Annotated in this window: 16 protein-coding genes; 5 read left to right on the plus strand and 11 right to left on the minus strand. The window is 66.2% G+C overall.

Annotation, left to right across the window (positions count from 1 at the left end; genetic code table 11):
- Positions 1–120 precede the first annotated feature (120 nt).
- Positions 121–1182: a glycerophosphodiester phosphodiesterase family protein gene (locus tag ACFO0G_RS05535; RefSeq protein WP_376976710.1), complete on the minus strand. Its 1062-nt coding sequence runs from the start codon at positions 1180–1182 to the stop codon at positions 121–123.
- 104 nt (positions 1183–1286) lie between these two features.
- Positions 1287–1751 carry a hypothetical protein gene (locus ACFO0G_RS05540; protein WP_376976711.1) on the minus strand — a complete coding sequence of 155 codons (465 nt, stop codon included), beginning with the start codon at positions 1749–1751 and terminating at the stop codon, positions 1287–1289.
- Positions 1752–1843: 92 nt separating this feature from the next.
- Here ACFO0G_RS05540 and ACFO0G_RS05545 point away from each other — a divergent pair, with 92 nt between their 5' ends.
- A complete protein-coding gene (locus tag ACFO0G_RS05545; RefSeq protein WP_376976712.1) occupies positions 1844–2110 on the plus strand; it encodes a hypothetical protein in 267 nt (88 codons plus the stop codon).
- A gap of 43 nt (positions 2111–2153) precedes the next feature.
- On the opposite strand, the gene ACFO0G_RS05550 is transcribed toward ACFO0G_RS05545, so the two are convergent.
- Positions 2154–2552 (minus strand): YybH family protein, encoded by a 399-nt coding sequence (locus ACFO0G_RS05550; RefSeq protein ID WP_376976713.1) that lies wholly within the window; start codon positions 2550–2552, stop codon positions 2154–2156.
- Between the two features lie 210 nt (positions 2553–2762).
- On the opposite strand from ACFO0G_RS05550, the gene ACFO0G_RS05555 reads away from it, so the two are divergent.
- On the plus strand, positions 2763–3155 hold the full coding sequence (locus ACFO0G_RS05555; RefSeq protein WP_376976984.1) for a nuclear transport factor 2 family protein: 393 nt from the start codon (positions 2763–2765) through the stop codon (positions 3153–3155).
- Between the two features lie 26 nt (positions 3156–3181).
- Here the strand turns inward: ACFO0G_RS05555 and ACFO0G_RS05560 are convergent, their stop codons facing one another.
- Positions 3182–3778 carry a TMEM175 family protein gene (locus ACFO0G_RS05560; RefSeq protein ID WP_376976714.1) on the minus strand — a complete coding sequence of 199 codons (597 nt, stop codon included), beginning with the start codon at positions 3776–3778 and terminating at the stop codon, positions 3182–3184.
- 134 nt (positions 3779–3912) lie between these two features.
- On the opposite strand from ACFO0G_RS05560, the gene ACFO0G_RS05565 reads away from it, so the two are divergent.
- Together ACFO0G_RS05565 and ACFO0G_RS05570 are read left to right on the plus strand one after the other, a co-directional pair.
- A complete protein-coding gene (locus ACFO0G_RS05565) occupies positions 3913–4350 on the plus strand; it encodes a HEAT repeat domain-containing protein (RefSeq protein ID WP_376976715.1) in 438 nt (145 codons plus the stop codon).
- A gap of 243 nt (positions 4351–4593) precedes the next feature.
- Positions 4594–5463, plus strand: a complete 870-nt coding sequence (locus ACFO0G_RS05570) for a tetratricopeptide repeat protein (RefSeq protein ID WP_376976716.1) — start codon at positions 4594–4596, stop codon at positions 5461–5463.
- 54 nt (positions 5464–5517) lie between these two features.
- On the opposite strand, the gene ACFO0G_RS05575 is transcribed toward ACFO0G_RS05570, so the two are convergent.
- From ACFO0G_RS05575 to ACFO0G_RS05595, 5 genes are all read right to left on the minus strand, one after another.
- Positions 5518–6042 (minus strand): AAA family ATPase, encoded by a 525-nt coding sequence (locus ACFO0G_RS05575; protein ID WP_376976717.1) that lies wholly within the window; start codon positions 6040–6042, stop codon positions 5518–5520.
- A 153-nt stretch (positions 6043–6195) separates the two neighbouring features.
- Positions 6196–6414 (minus strand): helix-hairpin-helix domain-containing protein, encoded by a 219-nt coding sequence (locus ACFO0G_RS05580; protein WP_376976718.1) that lies wholly within the window; start codon positions 6412–6414, stop codon positions 6196–6198.
- 81 nt (positions 6415–6495) lie between these two features.
- The gene (locus ACFO0G_RS05585) at positions 6496–9129 is read right to left on the minus strand and encodes a PEP/pyruvate-binding domain-containing protein (RefSeq protein ID WP_376976719.1); all 2634 of its coding nucleotides are present in this window, start codon (positions 9127–9129) and stop codon (positions 6496–6498) included.
- A complete protein-coding gene (locus ACFO0G_RS05590; protein ID WP_376976720.1) occupies positions 9126–9812 on the minus strand; it encodes a DUF998 domain-containing protein in 687 nt (228 codons plus the stop codon). Before ACFO0G_RS05590 ends, ACFO0G_RS05585 begins: the two co-directional genes overlap by 4 nt.
- A 109-nt stretch (positions 9813–9921) precedes the next feature.
- Entirely contained in the window at positions 9922–11100 is a 1179-nt protein-coding gene (locus tag ACFO0G_RS05595) for an MFS transporter (RefSeq protein WP_376976721.1), read from the minus strand.
- A 22-nt stretch (positions 11101–11122) separates the two neighbouring features.
- Between ACFO0G_RS05595 and ACFO0G_RS05600 the strand changes: the two genes are divergently transcribed.
- Positions 11123–11689, plus strand: a complete 567-nt coding sequence (locus tag ACFO0G_RS05600) for a TetR/AcrR family transcriptional regulator (RefSeq protein ID WP_376976722.1) — start codon at positions 11123–11125, stop codon at positions 11687–11689.
- A 512-nt stretch (positions 11690–12201) separates the two neighbouring features.
- Here the strand turns inward: ACFO0G_RS05600 and ACFO0G_RS05605 are convergent.
- Together ACFO0G_RS05605 and ACFO0G_RS05610 are read right to left on the minus strand one after the other, a co-directional pair.
- Positions 12202–14907: a PEP/pyruvate-binding domain-containing protein gene (locus ACFO0G_RS05605; RefSeq protein WP_376976723.1), complete on the minus strand. Its 2706-nt coding sequence runs from the start codon at positions 14905–14907 to the stop codon at positions 12202–12204.
- A 9-nt stretch (positions 14908–14916) separates the two neighbouring features.
- Positions 14917–15234: a hypothetical protein gene (locus ACFO0G_RS05610; RefSeq protein WP_376976724.1), complete on the minus strand. Its 318-nt coding sequence runs from the start codon at positions 15232–15234 to the stop codon at positions 14917–14919.
- Between the last annotated feature and the right edge of the window lie 7 nt (positions 15235–15241).

The following is a 15241-nucleotide window of genomic DNA, read 5'->3' on the forward strand; positions in this document are numbered from 1 at the left end:
GGTGGAGCCGTTTCCAGTATCCTCCGATCCCTGCCCGGCTGACTGGCGGAACGGCCGACGGCGGGCACCCAAGTTGGGTGCCCGCCGTCGTCCGTGTGCCCCTAAAGAGGCGGGAAGGCCTCAGCCCTGGTACGCCTTCGGCAGCTTCAGGCCGCGCTCCTCCATGACGGCGCGCAACCGGGTGGGGTAGTCGGTAATGATGCCGTCCACGCCCATGTCCATCAGCCGCGTCATGTCGGCGGTGGTGTTCACGGTCCACGGGATGACGGCCAGGCCCAGATCGTGGGCCTCGGCGATCATCGTGGGGGTGACTGAACTGAACGTGGGGGAGACGACGTCGTACCCCTGGGCGGCGGCCGCCTTGGGAAGGGAACCGTCGTAGTCGTCGATGTCGATGCCGCCCAGATTCGGGCTGGCGCCCGGCTTGCCAACGCCCATCCAGGCATCGCCGCTGGACAGCGCAACGAGCGGCAGGTCCGGCGCAATCTGCCTGGTCAGGTTCAGCGAGGACCAGTCGAAGGACTGAAGGGTGGTGCGGTCGGCCATGCCGGAGGCCTCGATCTCCGCCACGACGGCACGGGTGAGCGACTCCATGCCGGCGCCGCCGATCTCGCTGTCGTTGACCTTGGTTTCGACGTTGAAGCGGACCTTGTCCGCCTTGCGGTCGCGGGCCAGCTGGTAGACGTCTTTGAGCTCGGCGATCCGGTTGCCCTCGATCACGTCCTGCTCCGGGAAGCCCGGCAGCTGCTTGAAGCCGCAGTTGAGTGTCTTCAGCTGGGCCAGGGACAGGTCGGCGACGCGCCGGCCCACGTAGGGGAATTCAGGGTCGCCGGCGGTGGCAGGGACGGTGTCGATGCACTTGTTGGCCTGGATGGTGTCATCGTGCCAGACCACCACCTTGCCGTCCTCGGTCAGGTGCGTGTCCAGCTCCAGGGTGGTGACGCCCAGGGCCAGGGAGTTGCCGAACGCCGCCAGGGACTCCTCGGTCCACTGGCCGCGGCCGCCGCGGTGGCTTTGCAGGTCGAAGGAGCCGTTGCGCTCGTTGGTTTTGATGGCCGAGGTGGCGGTTCCGGCAGCGTTCGACGACGGCGTGCCGGCCTGGGTGCCGTCGGCTGCGACGGCGGGACTTGCCATGCAAGCGATGAGGGCGGCGGCTGCCGCGGCAGTCAGGACATGGCGCATGGGTGTTCCTCCAAAGGGGTACGGGGGCCGGCGGGTAGGCCGGGTGACCCGTCCACGCTAGGGAGGGCAGGTTGCGCTATGGGTGCGGCGAGTTGGAGGGGAGGTTAACGGGGCGTGCCCGGCTGCGTCTCCGGGGGAAAGTCCTTGTTCAGCGCCAAACCTGCGACGACCGCCCCGGCCAGGATGAGTACAAACGGCGATTGGAGAATCGAGCCAAAAACCGCGAGCCCTGAGTCCGCAATGGGTTTCGACGCCGCGACGAGGCATGCAATGTCAATTGCCAGGGCCACCACGTAGCCGGCGATGAAGACCACCATCACCGCGGGCGGCCTGTAGCCCTTGGTGAAGGACCGCACTGCGGAGTCGTACCACAGGAACTTGAGCCCGATAAAGGTGGGCGTGAAAGTCAGGACGAAGAAGACGTCGACGTCCTCCGGGAATCTACGGAGTGGGACGTTCGCGCCGCCTTGGTAGACGCCCTCGGAAAAGTACCACGCGATGACCAGGTGGATCCCGATCAGCAGGACCGAGAGCAGTCCGTACCGCAGCCATGTTCCACGCCGTGTCATCCCCATGGCACAGTATGGCAATGGCAGCCAAGGGGTTTTCAAGGCAGTTGCGGCAAACTTGAGTCTGCCCCCACGAACGAAAGCAGGATTCCGTGATCACCCTCCAGCAGGACGCCGACGGCTTTGTCCGCATGAACCGGCACTACCCGGCCAGCGTCCGCATCCGGATCGCCTTCAACGACGGCAGCACCGGTGAGTTTTCGGGCCAGGCACTCAACAACGCCTACGACGCTGCGCTCGCCGAGTTCCGTGCCAAGAACGGCCTCGACGCGAAGGGGTTCAACCGGGCTCCGGCCCGCAGGAGCAACCCGGGCAACAGAGTGGACTTCGTCCCAGTGCATCCCGGCATGGGGGAGTAGCCGGAGCAGCTGCCCGATCCCGGAGCCCCTATTGGCGAAGTGGTCACACCCCAACTGTGTCGGCGTGCCGGTGGGCCACCTTCCACTGGCCGTCTTCGCGCCGGTAAACCTGGGTAGCCCGGAGGGTGAGGTTGGTGGGCATGCCGTTCCGATGGAAGGAGATGCGCTCGATACCTGCGGTGTAGGCCATGTCTCCGATAACGTCGCACGCCTGCAGCTCCAGCTCCCATGATGAGCAGTTGGAGAATCTGTCTTCCAGGAACCGGAAGGTCTGCTCCACTCCTTCCAGCCCGTAGGCATTGCGCAGCGCTCCCAGAATGCTCACCGGCTCCGTGTGCGACCAAAGGGCGCGCCGGGGGTTGGCGTCGCCGTTGTGCAGGGCAACTTCCGCGTCATGCAGGGTGGTCCTGATCCACTGAAGGAAGTCATCGCGGGCACTCATGGCGTCAAGCTACCCGCGTGGTGTGGGCCCGGAAAGGGCGGAAAGTCCCTACGAGCGCGGGCCTCAGTTCCAGCAACCCGGCCCGGGTGATAGGTAAAGCACGGCCCAAAAGAGGGGGCGATGTTGGGGGTTTGTTCCCCTCGACCGGTCCTCAGCGTGGGCCTATTGTTTCCTCGCAAGCATCCGGCGAAGGAGAATGAGGTGGCCGAAATGGGAGCACAGGAAAACGCCGCACTGGTTCGGCGGGGCTATGAAGCGTTCAGCACGGGTGACATGAATACACTCAGGGACCTGTTCGCCGAAGACGCCGTCTGGCATGTCGGCGGCACAGGTCCGTTGTCCGGTGATAAGAAGGGCCGGGACGCGATCCTGTCCTATTTCGGCGAACTTGGTACGCGGTCCAACGGTTCGATGAGGGTCACGGTGGAGGACGTAGCCGCAGGCGACAGGTATACGGTTGGCGTCCAGTTTTCGCACGCGGAGCGCGACGGCAAGACCATGGACCAGCGCCAGGTCATTGTGCTCAGCATTGCGGACGGCAAAGTCACGGAAGGTACCGAAATGCAGGAGGAAACCAGCCTGGTTGCTGATTTCTGGTCCTGATTGACGGATCTTCAGTTGCGGTGGCGCTAGCCGGCGCTCTCCTCGTGGGCCTTGACGACGAACTGTTCCACCCGCCGGTCCGGCACCAGCCAGATCAGCGCCACGACGGTGAAGGCGGCCACTCCCAGCAGCGGCTGAACAAACGTGAGGGCGATCCCGAGGAGGTAGATCAGCGGCGAGGCCTTGCCCTTCCAGTCCTTCCCGACTGCCCGGGCGAGGGCGCCGTCCCTGCCCTGCACTGCGATCAGGCGCCGTTCCAGGATGAAGTAGGCGATCGCGGCGCACAGCAGGTTGATCCCGTACAGCAGCACGGGGACCTGCAGGAAGCCGGACTCATCCATCCACCGCGTGGTGAACGGGAACAGCGACAGCCAGAACAGCAGGTGCAGGTTGGCCCAGAGGATGGCGCCGTTCACCCGGCTGGCGAGGTGGATCATGTGGTGGTGGTTGTTCCAGTAGATCCCGACGTACACGAAGCTCAGGAGGTAGGTGAAGAGTGTGGGCAGGATGGCGGCGACGCCAGCCCATGAGGGTTCCTTCGGGGTGTGCAGTTCCAGCACCATGATGGTGATTATGATGGCCAGTACGCCGTCGCTGAAGGCCTCGAGCCGGTTTTTGTTCACCCGAATATTCTGCACGCAAAGCCGCGGAGCCGGGCGGAACAACGAATGCACCTGTCTCCGAGGTTGGCCTTCGTCAAGCCACTCGCAGAGACCGTCCCGTATTTGCTGCCCACCCCGACTGGTAACCTCTGCGCATGGGGAGCAGATCCCAGTGGGACATATCCCCGCGTGAGAGCGTGAAACGCGAATGCGCCGCGCGAGGAACGAAGGCAGTAATTGCCGGTTGCGTAGTGCTACTTCGGGGTTCAGAGGCGGACGCGCAGCTGATCTATGCCCTGGGTGGTCCGCCGGCCCGATGGGCGGTGACCGGCGGCGAGAGCGGGCCGGACTACTGGCTTCGGGTGTGGGCGGCGCGCGGTTTGCTGTACGCATACGATGCCTCGGCGGGACCGGCGGTGGTAGAAGCGCTGGGCGACGAACACTGGCGGGTGCGGGAGGCGGCAGCGAAGGTCTGCGCTCGTCACCGGATCGACTCCGCTCTCCCGCTGCTGGCAAATCTGGCCGGGGACTCCCGGCTGAGGGTGAGGCGCGCCGCAGAAAGGGCTGTCACCCGAATCATGGACGGCAGCTGACCCCGCGGCCCGGTCCACCGGTCCGTACGCCAGGCGTATTACTGCGCCGAGGGTTGCCATCATTCGGCGGTGCGGCCGGAATGGGTGGTTCTGAACCCGGGTCCTGTGGCTTCGGGCTCGCCGTGGCTGTCGGGCAGAGAAATGCATGTTGCTACTGTTCAGAAGGTGGGAAGCAATTGGCCGGGGTTTAGGAAGAAACGGACACCGCACGACGTGTGGTCAGACTGGAAGGCTGCGGATGAGGTGGGGGACTCCAGCCTCGCGACAGTTTTGGCCTCGGAGTTGCTGGAGCTGACGCCCGAGTCCTATTACAGCTGGTTTCAGGCCGGTCTGCTGTCCAAAGCCCTGCGCAAGTGGCCGGAAAGCCTGGACCGCAACGCGCAGGCGCTGAAGCTCTTTAGTCCTAAGGACGCCGAGGAGTTCAACGGCGCCAATCCTGCTGCCTGGAACATGGGCATCGCGTCAACAGCATTGGGTGATTGGTCCAAAGCCAGGGATGCGTGGGCCGCCTACGGTCTGCACAGATTTCAAAACGAGGCCGGGCCCATCGACGTCGACTGCGGCATGGCTCCCATCCGGCTCAATCCCGACCAGGCCAGCCTCCCTCACCAAATCCTGTTTTCGGTCGGAGAGGCTGAGGTGGTCTGGTGCTGGCGCCGGAGTCCGGCCCACGCAATCATCGCGAGCGTTCCCCTGCCGGAGTCCGGCCATCGTTTCCGGGATACGGTCCTGCACGACGGGGAACCCAAAGGGACCCGGAGGCTCGATGGACAGGAGGTGTCGGTCTTCGACGAGCTGGAGCGTCTTGAAGATTCCGGCCTTCCCACATGGCAGGCGCAGATAGCAGGTGCGACCGATGAGGATATCCACGCGCTGTCGGACCTCCTCGGACAGCGGGGCCTCGGGCTCGACAATTGGTCTGGGATCCGGCTGATGTGCTCGAAGTGTTCGCATGGTGCACCCGAGGACGGACACGAACACATTTCCACCATGTCAGAGGATGCGATACGACTCGGACTCGCTGGCCACGAGGCCGCGCTGGGCGAAGTTATTGACGGATGGCTGGCCGACAGGCACGGCGTCGATGTGCTCGCACTCGACCTGCTCTGGTAGTCCTGCGTTTAAGGATCCCTGGATGGACACGAGCATTTCGCAATTTCCGCGCTCTCAGAAACTAAGCACAGAATTCGCGATCTGCCGGGCTGCTTGTTCCGGTGTGATGTGTGTGGTGTCGATGACTTCGGCTTCATCGTGCAGCCAACCGCGGGCTGCCTCAGCATAGGGCTCCAAGTACGCGAAGCGGAACGTCGAGGGACCGAGAACTTGGTCGTTCTGGATGCGGTCGCGGAGTGTCTCCTGATCGGCATGGAGCACGAAATGCCGGATGGGTATGCCGTATCCAGCGAGACCATCTCTGATCTCCCTCCAATAGCTCTCGACTAAGACAGTCATCGGCATCACCAGTGTGCCTCCGGTGTATTCGAGAACGCGCCGAGCGGTTTCGATAACGAGCGGCCGCCACGGCTCCCAATGCTGGAAGTTGTCCGTGGCAGGAAGTCCCGGCTTGATGTCCATGAGCACCTCACCAACTTTCTCGGCATCGAGCACGCGCGACCCAGGCAGCAATTGCTGCACGAATGCGCTGGTCGTTGTCTTTCCTGCTCCGTGGGTGCCATTGAGCCAAACGATCATGGGCCGAACTATAGCGACAAGAAGTATCTGTCTCGGTTGCCCGGTGAAGGTGCCCTCAACGCTAGACAGCGCTGCGCCGGTTTGGCTCCTCTCCGGGACCGCCTGCCAGGTTCGCGGCAGACCTGGTGCGGCATTTGTTAGAAACGGCCACTCCTACGTGGGCTCGTTGAACGCGAGCCCACGCTCTGCAAGCGCCGCTTCGAGGAGCCGGATGGCACGGGGGCCTACGCCGTGAAGGGCGAGCAGTTCCTTGCGCGAGTGGTTTGCGATCTTGCTGAGAGTCGTGATGTCTGCTTGCAGCAGCGCCGTATTGGCGGGCCGGCCGAGGGGAGGGAGGTCACCGATCTGGGCCGGGGTGTCCTGGGTGCTCATGCCAGACACGGTACCGCGGCTGGCCGACACAGACGAGTGCGGCGGCGTCCGCGTACTGGGTGCCGCATGGCGGCCAGGGCTTCACACGACAGTGACCGTCCCTGCGTCGCCGTCCACGCTCACCTTTGGGCCGTCGGCCAGCCGCTGCGTCGCCACCCCCGTTCCCAGGACCGCCGGGATGCCGTACTCGCGGGCCACGATGGAACTGTGGCTCAGCGGACCCCCCACATCCGTCACCACCGCGGACGCCATGGCGAACAAGGGAGTCCAGGCGGGGGTGGTCATGCGGGCCACCAGCACCTCGCCGGGCTGCATCCGGCCGAAGTCCTCCGGCCCCCGCAGGACCCGGGCCGGCGCGGTCACCCGGCCGGCGCTCGCACCGGTCCCCTTGATCACGTCGCCGGCCTGCTGCTGCGGGCCCCCCGGCATCATCGAACCGAACGCCTTCTCCATCCACGCCTTCTGCGGGAGCATCTGCGGGGCCGCGGCCTTCGCCTGGCCGCGCCACAACATCCTGCGTTCCTCCACGGCGGCTGCACGGACCGGCCTAGTGGCCCCGGCAAGGGCCACACCGGCTTCCGGTTCTGCCAGCCCGAAGTCCACCGCGCTCTGCAGCTCGGAAAAGCGCAGCCAGAAAACGTCGTCCGCGGCAGCGATCACACCAGAGGCAACCAGCCTGCGCCCCAGCTCCAGCAGCATGCGCCGCAGCAGCGGCCAGGCAAGTCCGACGTCGGCCAGCGCGTCCTCGCGGGCCGGCGCCGTCTCCTGTGCCCACTTCAGCAGACGGAAGAACAGGGCCCGCCGCCGCGGCCCCAGCCGGCCGGCCACTTCGCGGGTCAGCGACTCCCGCCGCTCGGACAGTAGCCGCTGCCGCTCGTGCGGGTCGGTGCCCTGCCCGCGGAGGTAGAACTTCACCGTCTCCAGCTGCGCGGTCGGGTCGTCGGCGGGAACCGCGCTGGCGAAATCCAGGTTGTAGACCGCGTGGCCGTAACGGGCCAGATGCTCCTGGAAGGTAAACCGCCATTCATGCCACAGGGCGTCGTCCACCCCGGCCGGCGCCGCACCTGTGCGCAGGCACCCGGCGAGTGCCGCCGTCGTACTTTCCAGCAAAGCCTTCACCAGCGATGGATCGCTGCGCGCCCAACCCGCCAGGTCGTACAGCGACTTTTCCGCCCGGATCGGTTCGCTGTCGAAGCCCAACAGGAACTCCTGGGCCGGGGGATCGCCCTCCCGCCGGACGGTCCTGTAGAAGCCGCGGAAGGCGAGTTCGCTCATGTCGGCCATCGGGATGACGGACTGCACCGCGGTGTAGTAGACGGTGCCGGCGTCCAGGAGGGCCTGCATGCCGGCAAGCAGCTGCCCGCCGGGAAGCTCCGTGCGCGGTTTCACGGACCAGTCCTTGATGATCCGTTCGTAGCGTGGATGCGAATAGTCGCGCCAGCCGTTGATGCCCATGTGCGCCTCGCCGCCGAACAGTGCGCGCATCGCAGGGATCGTCCGGGCCGTCATCCTCAGCATGGGCCAGGTGCGGTAGTAGTAATAGGCGTACCCGTTGACGGTGGGGAAGCGGACGTCGCCCTCGCGCAGGGAGTGCTGGCCCAGTGCCTCGTTCATCAGGGCGGAGATGGAGCGGGACACCGAGCCGTCGATGAGGTCTGCGAAGAGCGGGGAGAGTGGCTCAGGCATCTGCTCCACGATGCTCGCCCGGAAGTAGAGGCCCTTGGGGTAGGGGACCGGCCATTCCGTGGGGACGTCCGCGGCGGGTTCGGGCAGCGCCGTGATGGGCCGGGACTGGAGCAGGAAGAACTGGCCGTCCGCCAGCGCCCATTCGATGTCCTGCGGCGCGCCGAAGTGGTCGGCAATTGTTTGCCCGTAGCCGGCAAGCTCGGCTGCAAGGGCATCGTCCAGGACAGGCGCACGACGGCGGGCTTCCGGCACCTTATGCTCCGCCGTTCCGTTCTCCGTCAGGACGGTCATGAGTTCCTTGTCGGCCGTCTGCCGGGTGAGGACTTTGCCTGCGTTGGTGTCCACAGTGATGTCATCCGTGGTGACTGCCCCGCTGACCACGGCCTCACCCAGGCCCCAGGCGGCGCTGATCACCGTCTGGTCGCGTCGGCCGTTCGCGGGGTTGGCGGTGAACATCACCCCGGCTGCCTGGGCCTCCACCATTTGCTGGACCACGACGGCGAGGCGCACCTGGTCCGGCAGCACCCCTTCGCGGGCACGGTAGGACATGGCGCGCGCCGTCCAAAGCGAGGCCCAGCAGTTGATCACGGCCGTGCCCAGCGCTTCGAGTCCGCGGACGTTCAGGAAGGTTTCCTGCTGGCCGGCGAAGCTGGCGGAGGTGAGGTCCTCGGCGGTGGCGGAGGAGCGGACGGACACCGCCGTGTTTCCACCGCCGAGGAGTTGGTAGGCGTCCTTCAGTTCGACTTCGATGGCCGAGGGCATGACGCCTTTGGTAAACAGGGTCCGGATCAGCGCGGCGGCGTGTTCATAGTCCTCCGGTGATGCGTCGGACGGGAGGTCGGCCAGCTCTTGGATGGCCTGCCCCAGATTGTTCTCCGTGACGAACGCCGAGTAGGCGTCGGTGGTGAGGACGAACCCCGGGGGAACCGGAAGCCCGGCCTGGATGAGTCCGCCGAGCCCCACCGCCTTGCCGCCGGCGGTGGCGATGTCGCTCCGCTGCACGTCGCCCAGGCCGTTGACGTATGTCATGACGTTGCCGCCTTGCTGCCCGCCGCCGTCGTCCGTTTCCACAGCACGAAAGCCAGGACTGTCACCCAGAGCAGGAATGCCCCGATGCTGATGCGCTCGCTGATGCCGAGTACCAGGTTCGGTCCCGGGGCTGCCATGAACGCGATGATGCCCAGGAGCGCGGAGGCAGCGAGCGAGACGATGGAGTAGACGCGCATCCAGCCGTGGAACCCTGCCGCGACGAAGCACATGGCGGCGACCATGAGGGCGAGCTGGATGTTGGTGACCACGATGTGCACGGGGATGGAAGTGTCGTCGCCGATCCGGAGCGGGAAGATGGCGCCCATGATGTTCCACAGCCCGTAGGCGATGAGCAGTCCGGCGCCGATGCGGAGGGCGCGGCTGCCGCGGACCGAGATCCAGGCGCCCACGCCGAAGGCCATGAACACCACCGTGTAGAGCCAGGTCAACGGGGCCGTAACGCTGTACCCGGGGGAGCCGACGGCGAACAGTTCGCTGACCATCCGTTCGCTGCGGCGGTACCCGGCCCACTGGAATGCCGCGACGCCGTCAGTGAACACCACATAGAGCAGCGAGGAGAGCGGCCCGGCGGCGAGGAGGCCGGTGCGCAGCGCGTCGCTGTGTTGGCCTTCGAGCGCCGGCGCCCGACGGCGGCGGGGGAGCCGTCCTCCTGCAACAGACATGATCGGAAGTCCTTTGAGCCCGCGCTCAGGAAAGCGGATCAGCGCAGGGTATGCGGGCGAAAGCCCCGACGCCTACCTGTTCCAGCGTCGTCCCGGCCCCGGCCCGTTGCTAGGGCCGAACGGCCTTGGGTGTCTCATTCACGGTTTTAGTCCAATGCGGGACGGCCACTGCCGCTGCGGTGGCCACGGCGGCAAGTATGAAAGCGGCAGCCAGCCCCCAGACAGCAGCGACTGCGCCGGCGGCCGTCGCGCCGAGCGCCTGCCCCAGGACGAGGGCAACAAACAGCAGCGAGGTACCCGTTGCGGCACGTCCGAAGTCGCGTTCCACCGTCCATGCGATAAGCGCTCCCGTGGCGGCGGTGTAGCCCCACCCGAAAGCAGCGCAGGCGACCAGTGCCAGGGGCGTAAAGCCGGGAGTGATCCCAAGCATCGCGGTAGCGCCGGCAACTACGGAGGCGCTGACCGCCCACGCGGCCCGTGGCCGAAAATGGCTCATCCACCGTGCAGTGGCGATTACTGCTGTTCCCCCGATGCCGAGGGCTATCCATGCTCCTATCGATACCGACTCGCTGGCGCCGGATTCCACCAGATGGGCCCGTCCGAAGGTCCATACGGCAGCCGAGCCGGCACCCATCAAGAGCGCGGCGGCGATGATGTGGCCGTGTGCGCCGAACCAGGATCGGGGCGGAAGCCTCTCCTCGTCAGCTGAGCGGTGGGTGTGTGCCCTGTCGAGCCGTAGAACCAAGGCGGCAACGACGATGGTGACGCCGGCTACCACGAACCAGGGGAGCCGCCAGTTAGGGAGAAGTACCTGCGCCAGCACCCCGGCGACGATCAGTCCGGGCCCGGTACCTGCGTTCACGATTGATTGTGCGCGATCATTGTCCCGTCTTTCGACGTTGCGTCCGATGATGGACACGAGGGCAGGTGAGGCAAGGCCGGCGCCGGTGGAGCTGAGGATTGCGAAAGCGGAAAAGACGCCCGGCTGCATCGCTGCGGCCATGCCTGCGGATCCAATGCCGGCACACAGACCCGCCCCAATGACCAGCCGGCGCGGATGAACCGCACCCGCCCGTAGGCCAATCAACGCGCCCACGCAGTAGGACAGGGACGCGCCCGATGAGGTCAGGCCTGCCGCGGCTGCGCCGAAGGAAAGTTCTGCCTGCACGTCCGGAAGAAAGAGGCCGTACGCCATGCGGACCAGGCCATAGGTCATCGCGATGAAGCTGGTGCCAGCGGCAAGCAACATGCCGTCCCCGGCCGGTACAAACGAAAACGCACGTTTCATTTTTATAGCCTAGGCTATTTCCATGGGTATTCGTTCAAAAACCGAGGAAAAGCTGCTGGATGCTGCGGAGGAGCTCTTCTTCACCCACGGAATCGCCGCTACACCGGTTGACGTAATCCTTGACAGGGCAGGTGTATCGGCGGCCACGCTTTACCGCGGCTACCCAAGTAAGGAAGCGCTGGTGGCAGCAGCCCTCACCAGACGTCATAAGGCATGGCTTGCTGCATGGGACCGGGCCATTGAGCGCCAGGCAACAGCCCGGGGAAAACTGCTGGCGGTCTTCGATGCGCTGGACGAGTTCATGGCACGCCCTGGTGGTGCGCGCTGGTGTGCATTCCTTGGTTCTGCCGCCGAGTATGCCGATGCGCCTGCCGAAATCCTCGAGGCAGTGCGGGAGGACACCAACGCGTATCAAACCCGGCTTGCCGAACTCGCCGTGCCCGTTGTGGGGCGCCAAGCCCAGGCGCTGGCCGATGAATTATTGCTCGTGGTCACCGGCGTCCTGGCGATGCGACTGCGTGAAGCCGGACAGGGAACAACAACTGCACGCAGGGTTGCCGGCCTTCTGATTGAGGCCCGAACAGCCTAACTGCGTAGGAAGTGAACCGCGGTGCCTACCCGCCTAACCGCAAATAGGGGAAGCCCCACCAGCATTGCTGAAGGGGCTTCGACTCTTTGATTCCGTTATGACGAACATCATCTCCCGAACTTGCGGAAATCCCGGTGCTTCCTGCCTCGTCACCGGCAGACCACGGTGGACCAGATCCACTGTGTGTTCCAGGGTTCCCTTGTTGTTCGTTCCCGTCCTTCTTCCGAAGAACGTATTAATAGTGTTACGCCTGCTTTTCCGACGCCGCAAGGCCCTAAGTCCCGGTGCCGGCGGGCTTTTCGCGAACGGATTCCAGGACACACAAAACCTGCAGGTACCTTCGCGATCTCGCTAAGAGAAGGCTCGGACATTCCCATGTCCTGAACAACCCGGCGTCATCTGATGGTTACCTGCAGGCGCTTTAAGTCTAGGGCTGGCCGGGCCGCTGCAAACAGGGCTTAAGTCCCGTCCCTCTGGGAAGTTCCGGGAGTTTTATCGGGGCCCAACCGGCGTCACCACGTGACAGTGCCGGTGGCCCCGTCCACTGTCACCACCTGGCCGTCGCGCAGCTGAGTGGTTGCGTCCGCGACGCCCACCACCGCGGGAATGCCGTACTCCCGGGCCACCACCGCGCCATGGGAAATGACGCCGCCCATCTCCATGACCAAGGCCCCTGCCGTCATGAACAAGGGGGTCCAGCCGGGATCGGTGGAGGGGGCCACCAGGATTTCCCCCGGTTCCACGTGGGCGCCCACCGGATCCAGGATCACCCGGGCCCTGCCGGTGGCGGTGCCGGCCGACGCCGGGGTGCCCGTGAGGCGGTCGACGGCGGCAGCCTGGGAAAGCGCGGCGGTCCGTGCCGCCACGGCAGCCTCCACGTCGGTGCCGTCCGAGAGCAAAAGGCGCGGGACGTGGCGGCGCCGCAGCTCGACGTCGTACATCCTGCGGCGGTCAGCCACCAGCTTCCGGAGGTCCGCCCCGCGAAGGGCCACGCGCAGTTCGTCGAAGTCCAGGAAGAAGACGTCGCCGGCGGCGGCGATGGAGCCGGTCTTCGCCAGCTCGCCGCCGATGGCGTCGAGTTGCCGGTGCATCTCCGCCATCACCAGCACGATGTAGAACTTGGGCAGTTCCCGCAGCCCGGACAGCTGCCGCACGCGGCGCAGGCACAGCGCCACCAGCTGCCCCCGCAGCCGGCTGCGGGCCGTGGCCTTGCCCACGAGCTCGCGCACGCGCTCATCGGCGTGGTCGGCGGCGCGGGCGAACTGGCGGTCCGGTGCCTGCTCCGGGTCCTGCACGCGGAGGTAGTTCGTGACCATGCCCAGCAGGTGGTCCGGTTCCTCCGCCCACCGCGGCACGCCGAGGTCAATCTCCGCCACGGCGCGGTGGCCGTACCTGGCCAGGAACCCGCGCAGGCTCTCCTGGGCAATCCGGGGGAGGGTGCCCGCCCGGTAACGGGCCGCGAGCTGGTCCGGCCGCAGCTCCATGAACATGTAGCGGGCGTCCGGATCTTGGCCAACGCCCACGGCCAGGCGCCACAGCTCCAGGTCCATCTCGGTGGTCACGTTGTGCGGCAGCCCGCGCAGCACTGCCTCCAGCTCGCGCGGCCTGGCGATCCCGCGCAGCAGCCTGCGGGCGGCGGCCAGCATCACGTACCCGGCGGACGGACCCGGCAGGGAGGACTCGATGATCCCGTCAACCGTGCTGCCCAGGACGCCCTCCGCGTGCTGCAGCCGCTGCTCGGGCGTGGCCGGTTCTGCCAGTTTCAGCAGGGTTTCCAACTGTTTTTTGTACCGCCGTGCCCGGCGCAGTTCCGCTTCCGGCCGCAGAACTGCCCGGGCCATGGCGGGAAAAAGGGCCACGATGGTCCACAGGCTGCTGATTCCGGCCACCGGCTTCGTCTTTCCTCCCGCTGCCGGCGCCCCGCGGCGGCGCGTTCTGCCCCGCCTGCCGGGAGTGGACCGGACAACGCTGAACCGGGGGTCCTCCAGCAACGCGGGAAAGACCGCCGCAGACCTGCCGTCCGCCAGCGGCAGCATCCGCAGCAGCCACCGGCGGCCGTACTTGTTGCGCATCACCGGCGTCAGGTCCACATACAGGCGCAGTCCCGGGGAGGCGTATTTCCACGGCCCCTTGGTGTTCCGCATGATGCCGAGGACGGACAGGCCCATGGGCGTGATGGGGCGGGTAAGCCCCTGCAGGAGGGTGGCGCAGAGGTAGGCGTGGGTCTGCGCGTCGGCGGCCGGGCCGGGTGTTGCTTCCCCAGGGAGCGGATACAGCGTGGTGATGGGCCGCGACTGGGTCAGCCACGCCTTGCCGCCGCCGTCAATCACCCATTCCACGTCCTGGGGTGCGGCAAGCAGTTTTTGGGCGGCGTTGCCAAGGGAAACCAGTTCCCGCGGCTTTGCGTCTGTGAGGGCAGGCCCGCCGTCCTGCGGCCGCTGCAGGACCTGGCCAGACGCGCTATCCAGGACAAAGTGGTCCGGATTGACCGCCCCGGACACCACAGCCTGCCCGGGACCGGCGGAGGCATTGATGACGGTCTGGGTCCGCGTACCGGTGACGGGGTTGGCGGTGAACAGGACGCCCGCCGTGACGGCGGGGACCATGCGTTGAATGACGACGGCGAGGCTCACCTCGCGCTGGCTGATGCGGTTGGCTGCGCGGTAGGCCACCGCGCGGTCGGTCCAGAGCGAGGCCCAGCAGTTCCGGACAGCCTGCACAACGGCGTCGGGCCCGACGACGTCCATGAAGGAGTCCTGCTGCCCGGCGAAGCTGGCGAAGGGGAGGTCTTCGGAGGTGGCGGAAGACCGCACCGCAACCGGGCCGCCGCCCATTGCGGTGTACGCGTCAGTGATCGCGGCTTCGACCTCGGGCGGTATCGGTGCTGCCGCCATCGTCTCCCGGGCTGACCGTGCGAGCTGGTTCCGCTCTTCGTCCGGAAGTCCGCGGCCGCCGTCGTGCTGTTCTTCCTGGTCAAAGCCGTTCATGCCGCCCAGACGGGCGGCAATGGCATCCATTTCCTCTGGCACGGCCAGGCGGTATGCGTCCGTGGTCAGGCAGAAGCCGCGCGGAACCGGGAAGCCGGCTGCGGCGAGCCGTCCCAGGTTGAGGGCTTTGCCGCCCACGGTGGCCAGCGATGCCGCGGCCAGGTCCTTGAGATCGGCAACGAGGCCTGTTCCGGCTCCACCCTGTCCGTGCACGGGAGTTACGGACGCCATGTCCTGCCCTCAGCCGTTGCCCGTTCCGTCTCCGGTGTCCTCCCACATGACGTCCAGGTTGTGGAAGGTCACCGGCCCGTCGCACAGTGCGGCCATTCTGGCAGCGAACTCCGAGGTTTCCGGACGGCCGGAATTCTCCATGGCCGAGTCGAAGGAATCGAAGTGGACGATGGTGAAGTAGTGGCCCGGATGGTCCCGGTCCGCGGTGGCGACGATGCGGCGGAAGGTGGGCGCGGTGTTTCCCTCGGTTCGTGAGGGGCGGCCCAGCTCTTCGATCTCCTTGATGCGGGAGGACGTGAATTCAACGATCTGCACAAACCCGGCCATGGCAACT

It is taken from the genome of Arthrobacter sedimenti, from assembly GCF_042652025.1.
Taxonomy (GTDB): domain Bacteria; phylum Actinomycetota; class Actinomycetes; order Actinomycetales; family Micrococcaceae; genus Arthrobacter; species Arthrobacter sedimenti.

Excerpts from the sequence above, each read along its gene's own strand:
- ACFO0G_RS05600 (WP_376976722.1), top strand. The coding sequence starts at position 11,123 with ATGGGTATTCGTTCAAAAACCGAGGAAAAGCTGCTGGATGCTGCGGAG.
- ACFO0G_RS05590 (WP_376976720.1), bottom strand. The coding sequence starts at position 9,812 with ATGTCTGTTGCAGGAGGACGGCTCCCCCGCCGCCGTCGGGCGCCGGCG.
- ACFO0G_RS05535 (WP_376976710.1), bottom strand. The coding sequence starts at position 1,182 with ATGCGCCATGTCCTGACTGCCGCGGCAGCCGCCGCCCTCATCGCTTGC.
- ACFO0G_RS05550 (WP_376976713.1), bottom strand. The coding sequence starts at position 2,552 with ATGAGTGCCCGCGATGACTTCCTTCAGTGGATCAGGACCACCCTGCAT.
- ACFO0G_RS05595 (WP_376976721.1), bottom strand. The coding sequence starts at position 11,100 with ATGAAACGTGCGTTTTCGTTTGTACCGGCCGGGGACGGCATGTTGCTT.
- ACFO0G_RS05540 (WP_376976711.1), bottom strand. The coding sequence starts at position 1,751 with ATGACACGGCGTGGAACATGGCTGCGGTACGGACTGCTCTCGGTCCTG.
- ACFO0G_RS05585 (WP_376976719.1), bottom strand. The coding sequence starts at position 9,129 with ATGACATACGTCAACGGCCTGGGCGACGTGCAGCGGAGCGACATCGCC.
- ACFO0G_RS05565 (WP_376976715.1), top strand. The coding sequence starts at position 3,913 with ATGGGGAGCAGATCCCAGTGGGACATATCCCCGCGTGAGAGCGTGAAA.
- ACFO0G_RS05575 (WP_376976717.1), bottom strand. The coding sequence starts at position 6,042 with ATGATCGTTTGGCTCAATGGCACCCACGGAGCAGGAAAGACAACGACC.
- ACFO0G_RS05610 (WP_376976724.1), bottom strand. The coding sequence starts at position 15,234 with ATGGCCGGGTTTGTGCAGATCGTTGAATTCACGTCCTCCCGCATCAAG.
- ACFO0G_RS05605 (WP_376976723.1), bottom strand. The coding sequence starts at position 14,907 with ATGGCGTCCGTAACTCCCGTGCACGGACAGGGTGGAGCCGGAACAGGC.
- ACFO0G_RS05555 (WP_376976984.1), top strand. The coding sequence starts at position 2,763 with ATGGGAGCACAGGAAAACGCCGCACTGGTTCGGCGGGGCTATGAAGCG.
- ACFO0G_RS05580 (WP_376976718.1), bottom strand. The coding sequence starts at position 6,414 with ATGAGCACCCAGGACACCCCGGCCCAGATCGGTGACCTCCCTCCCCTC.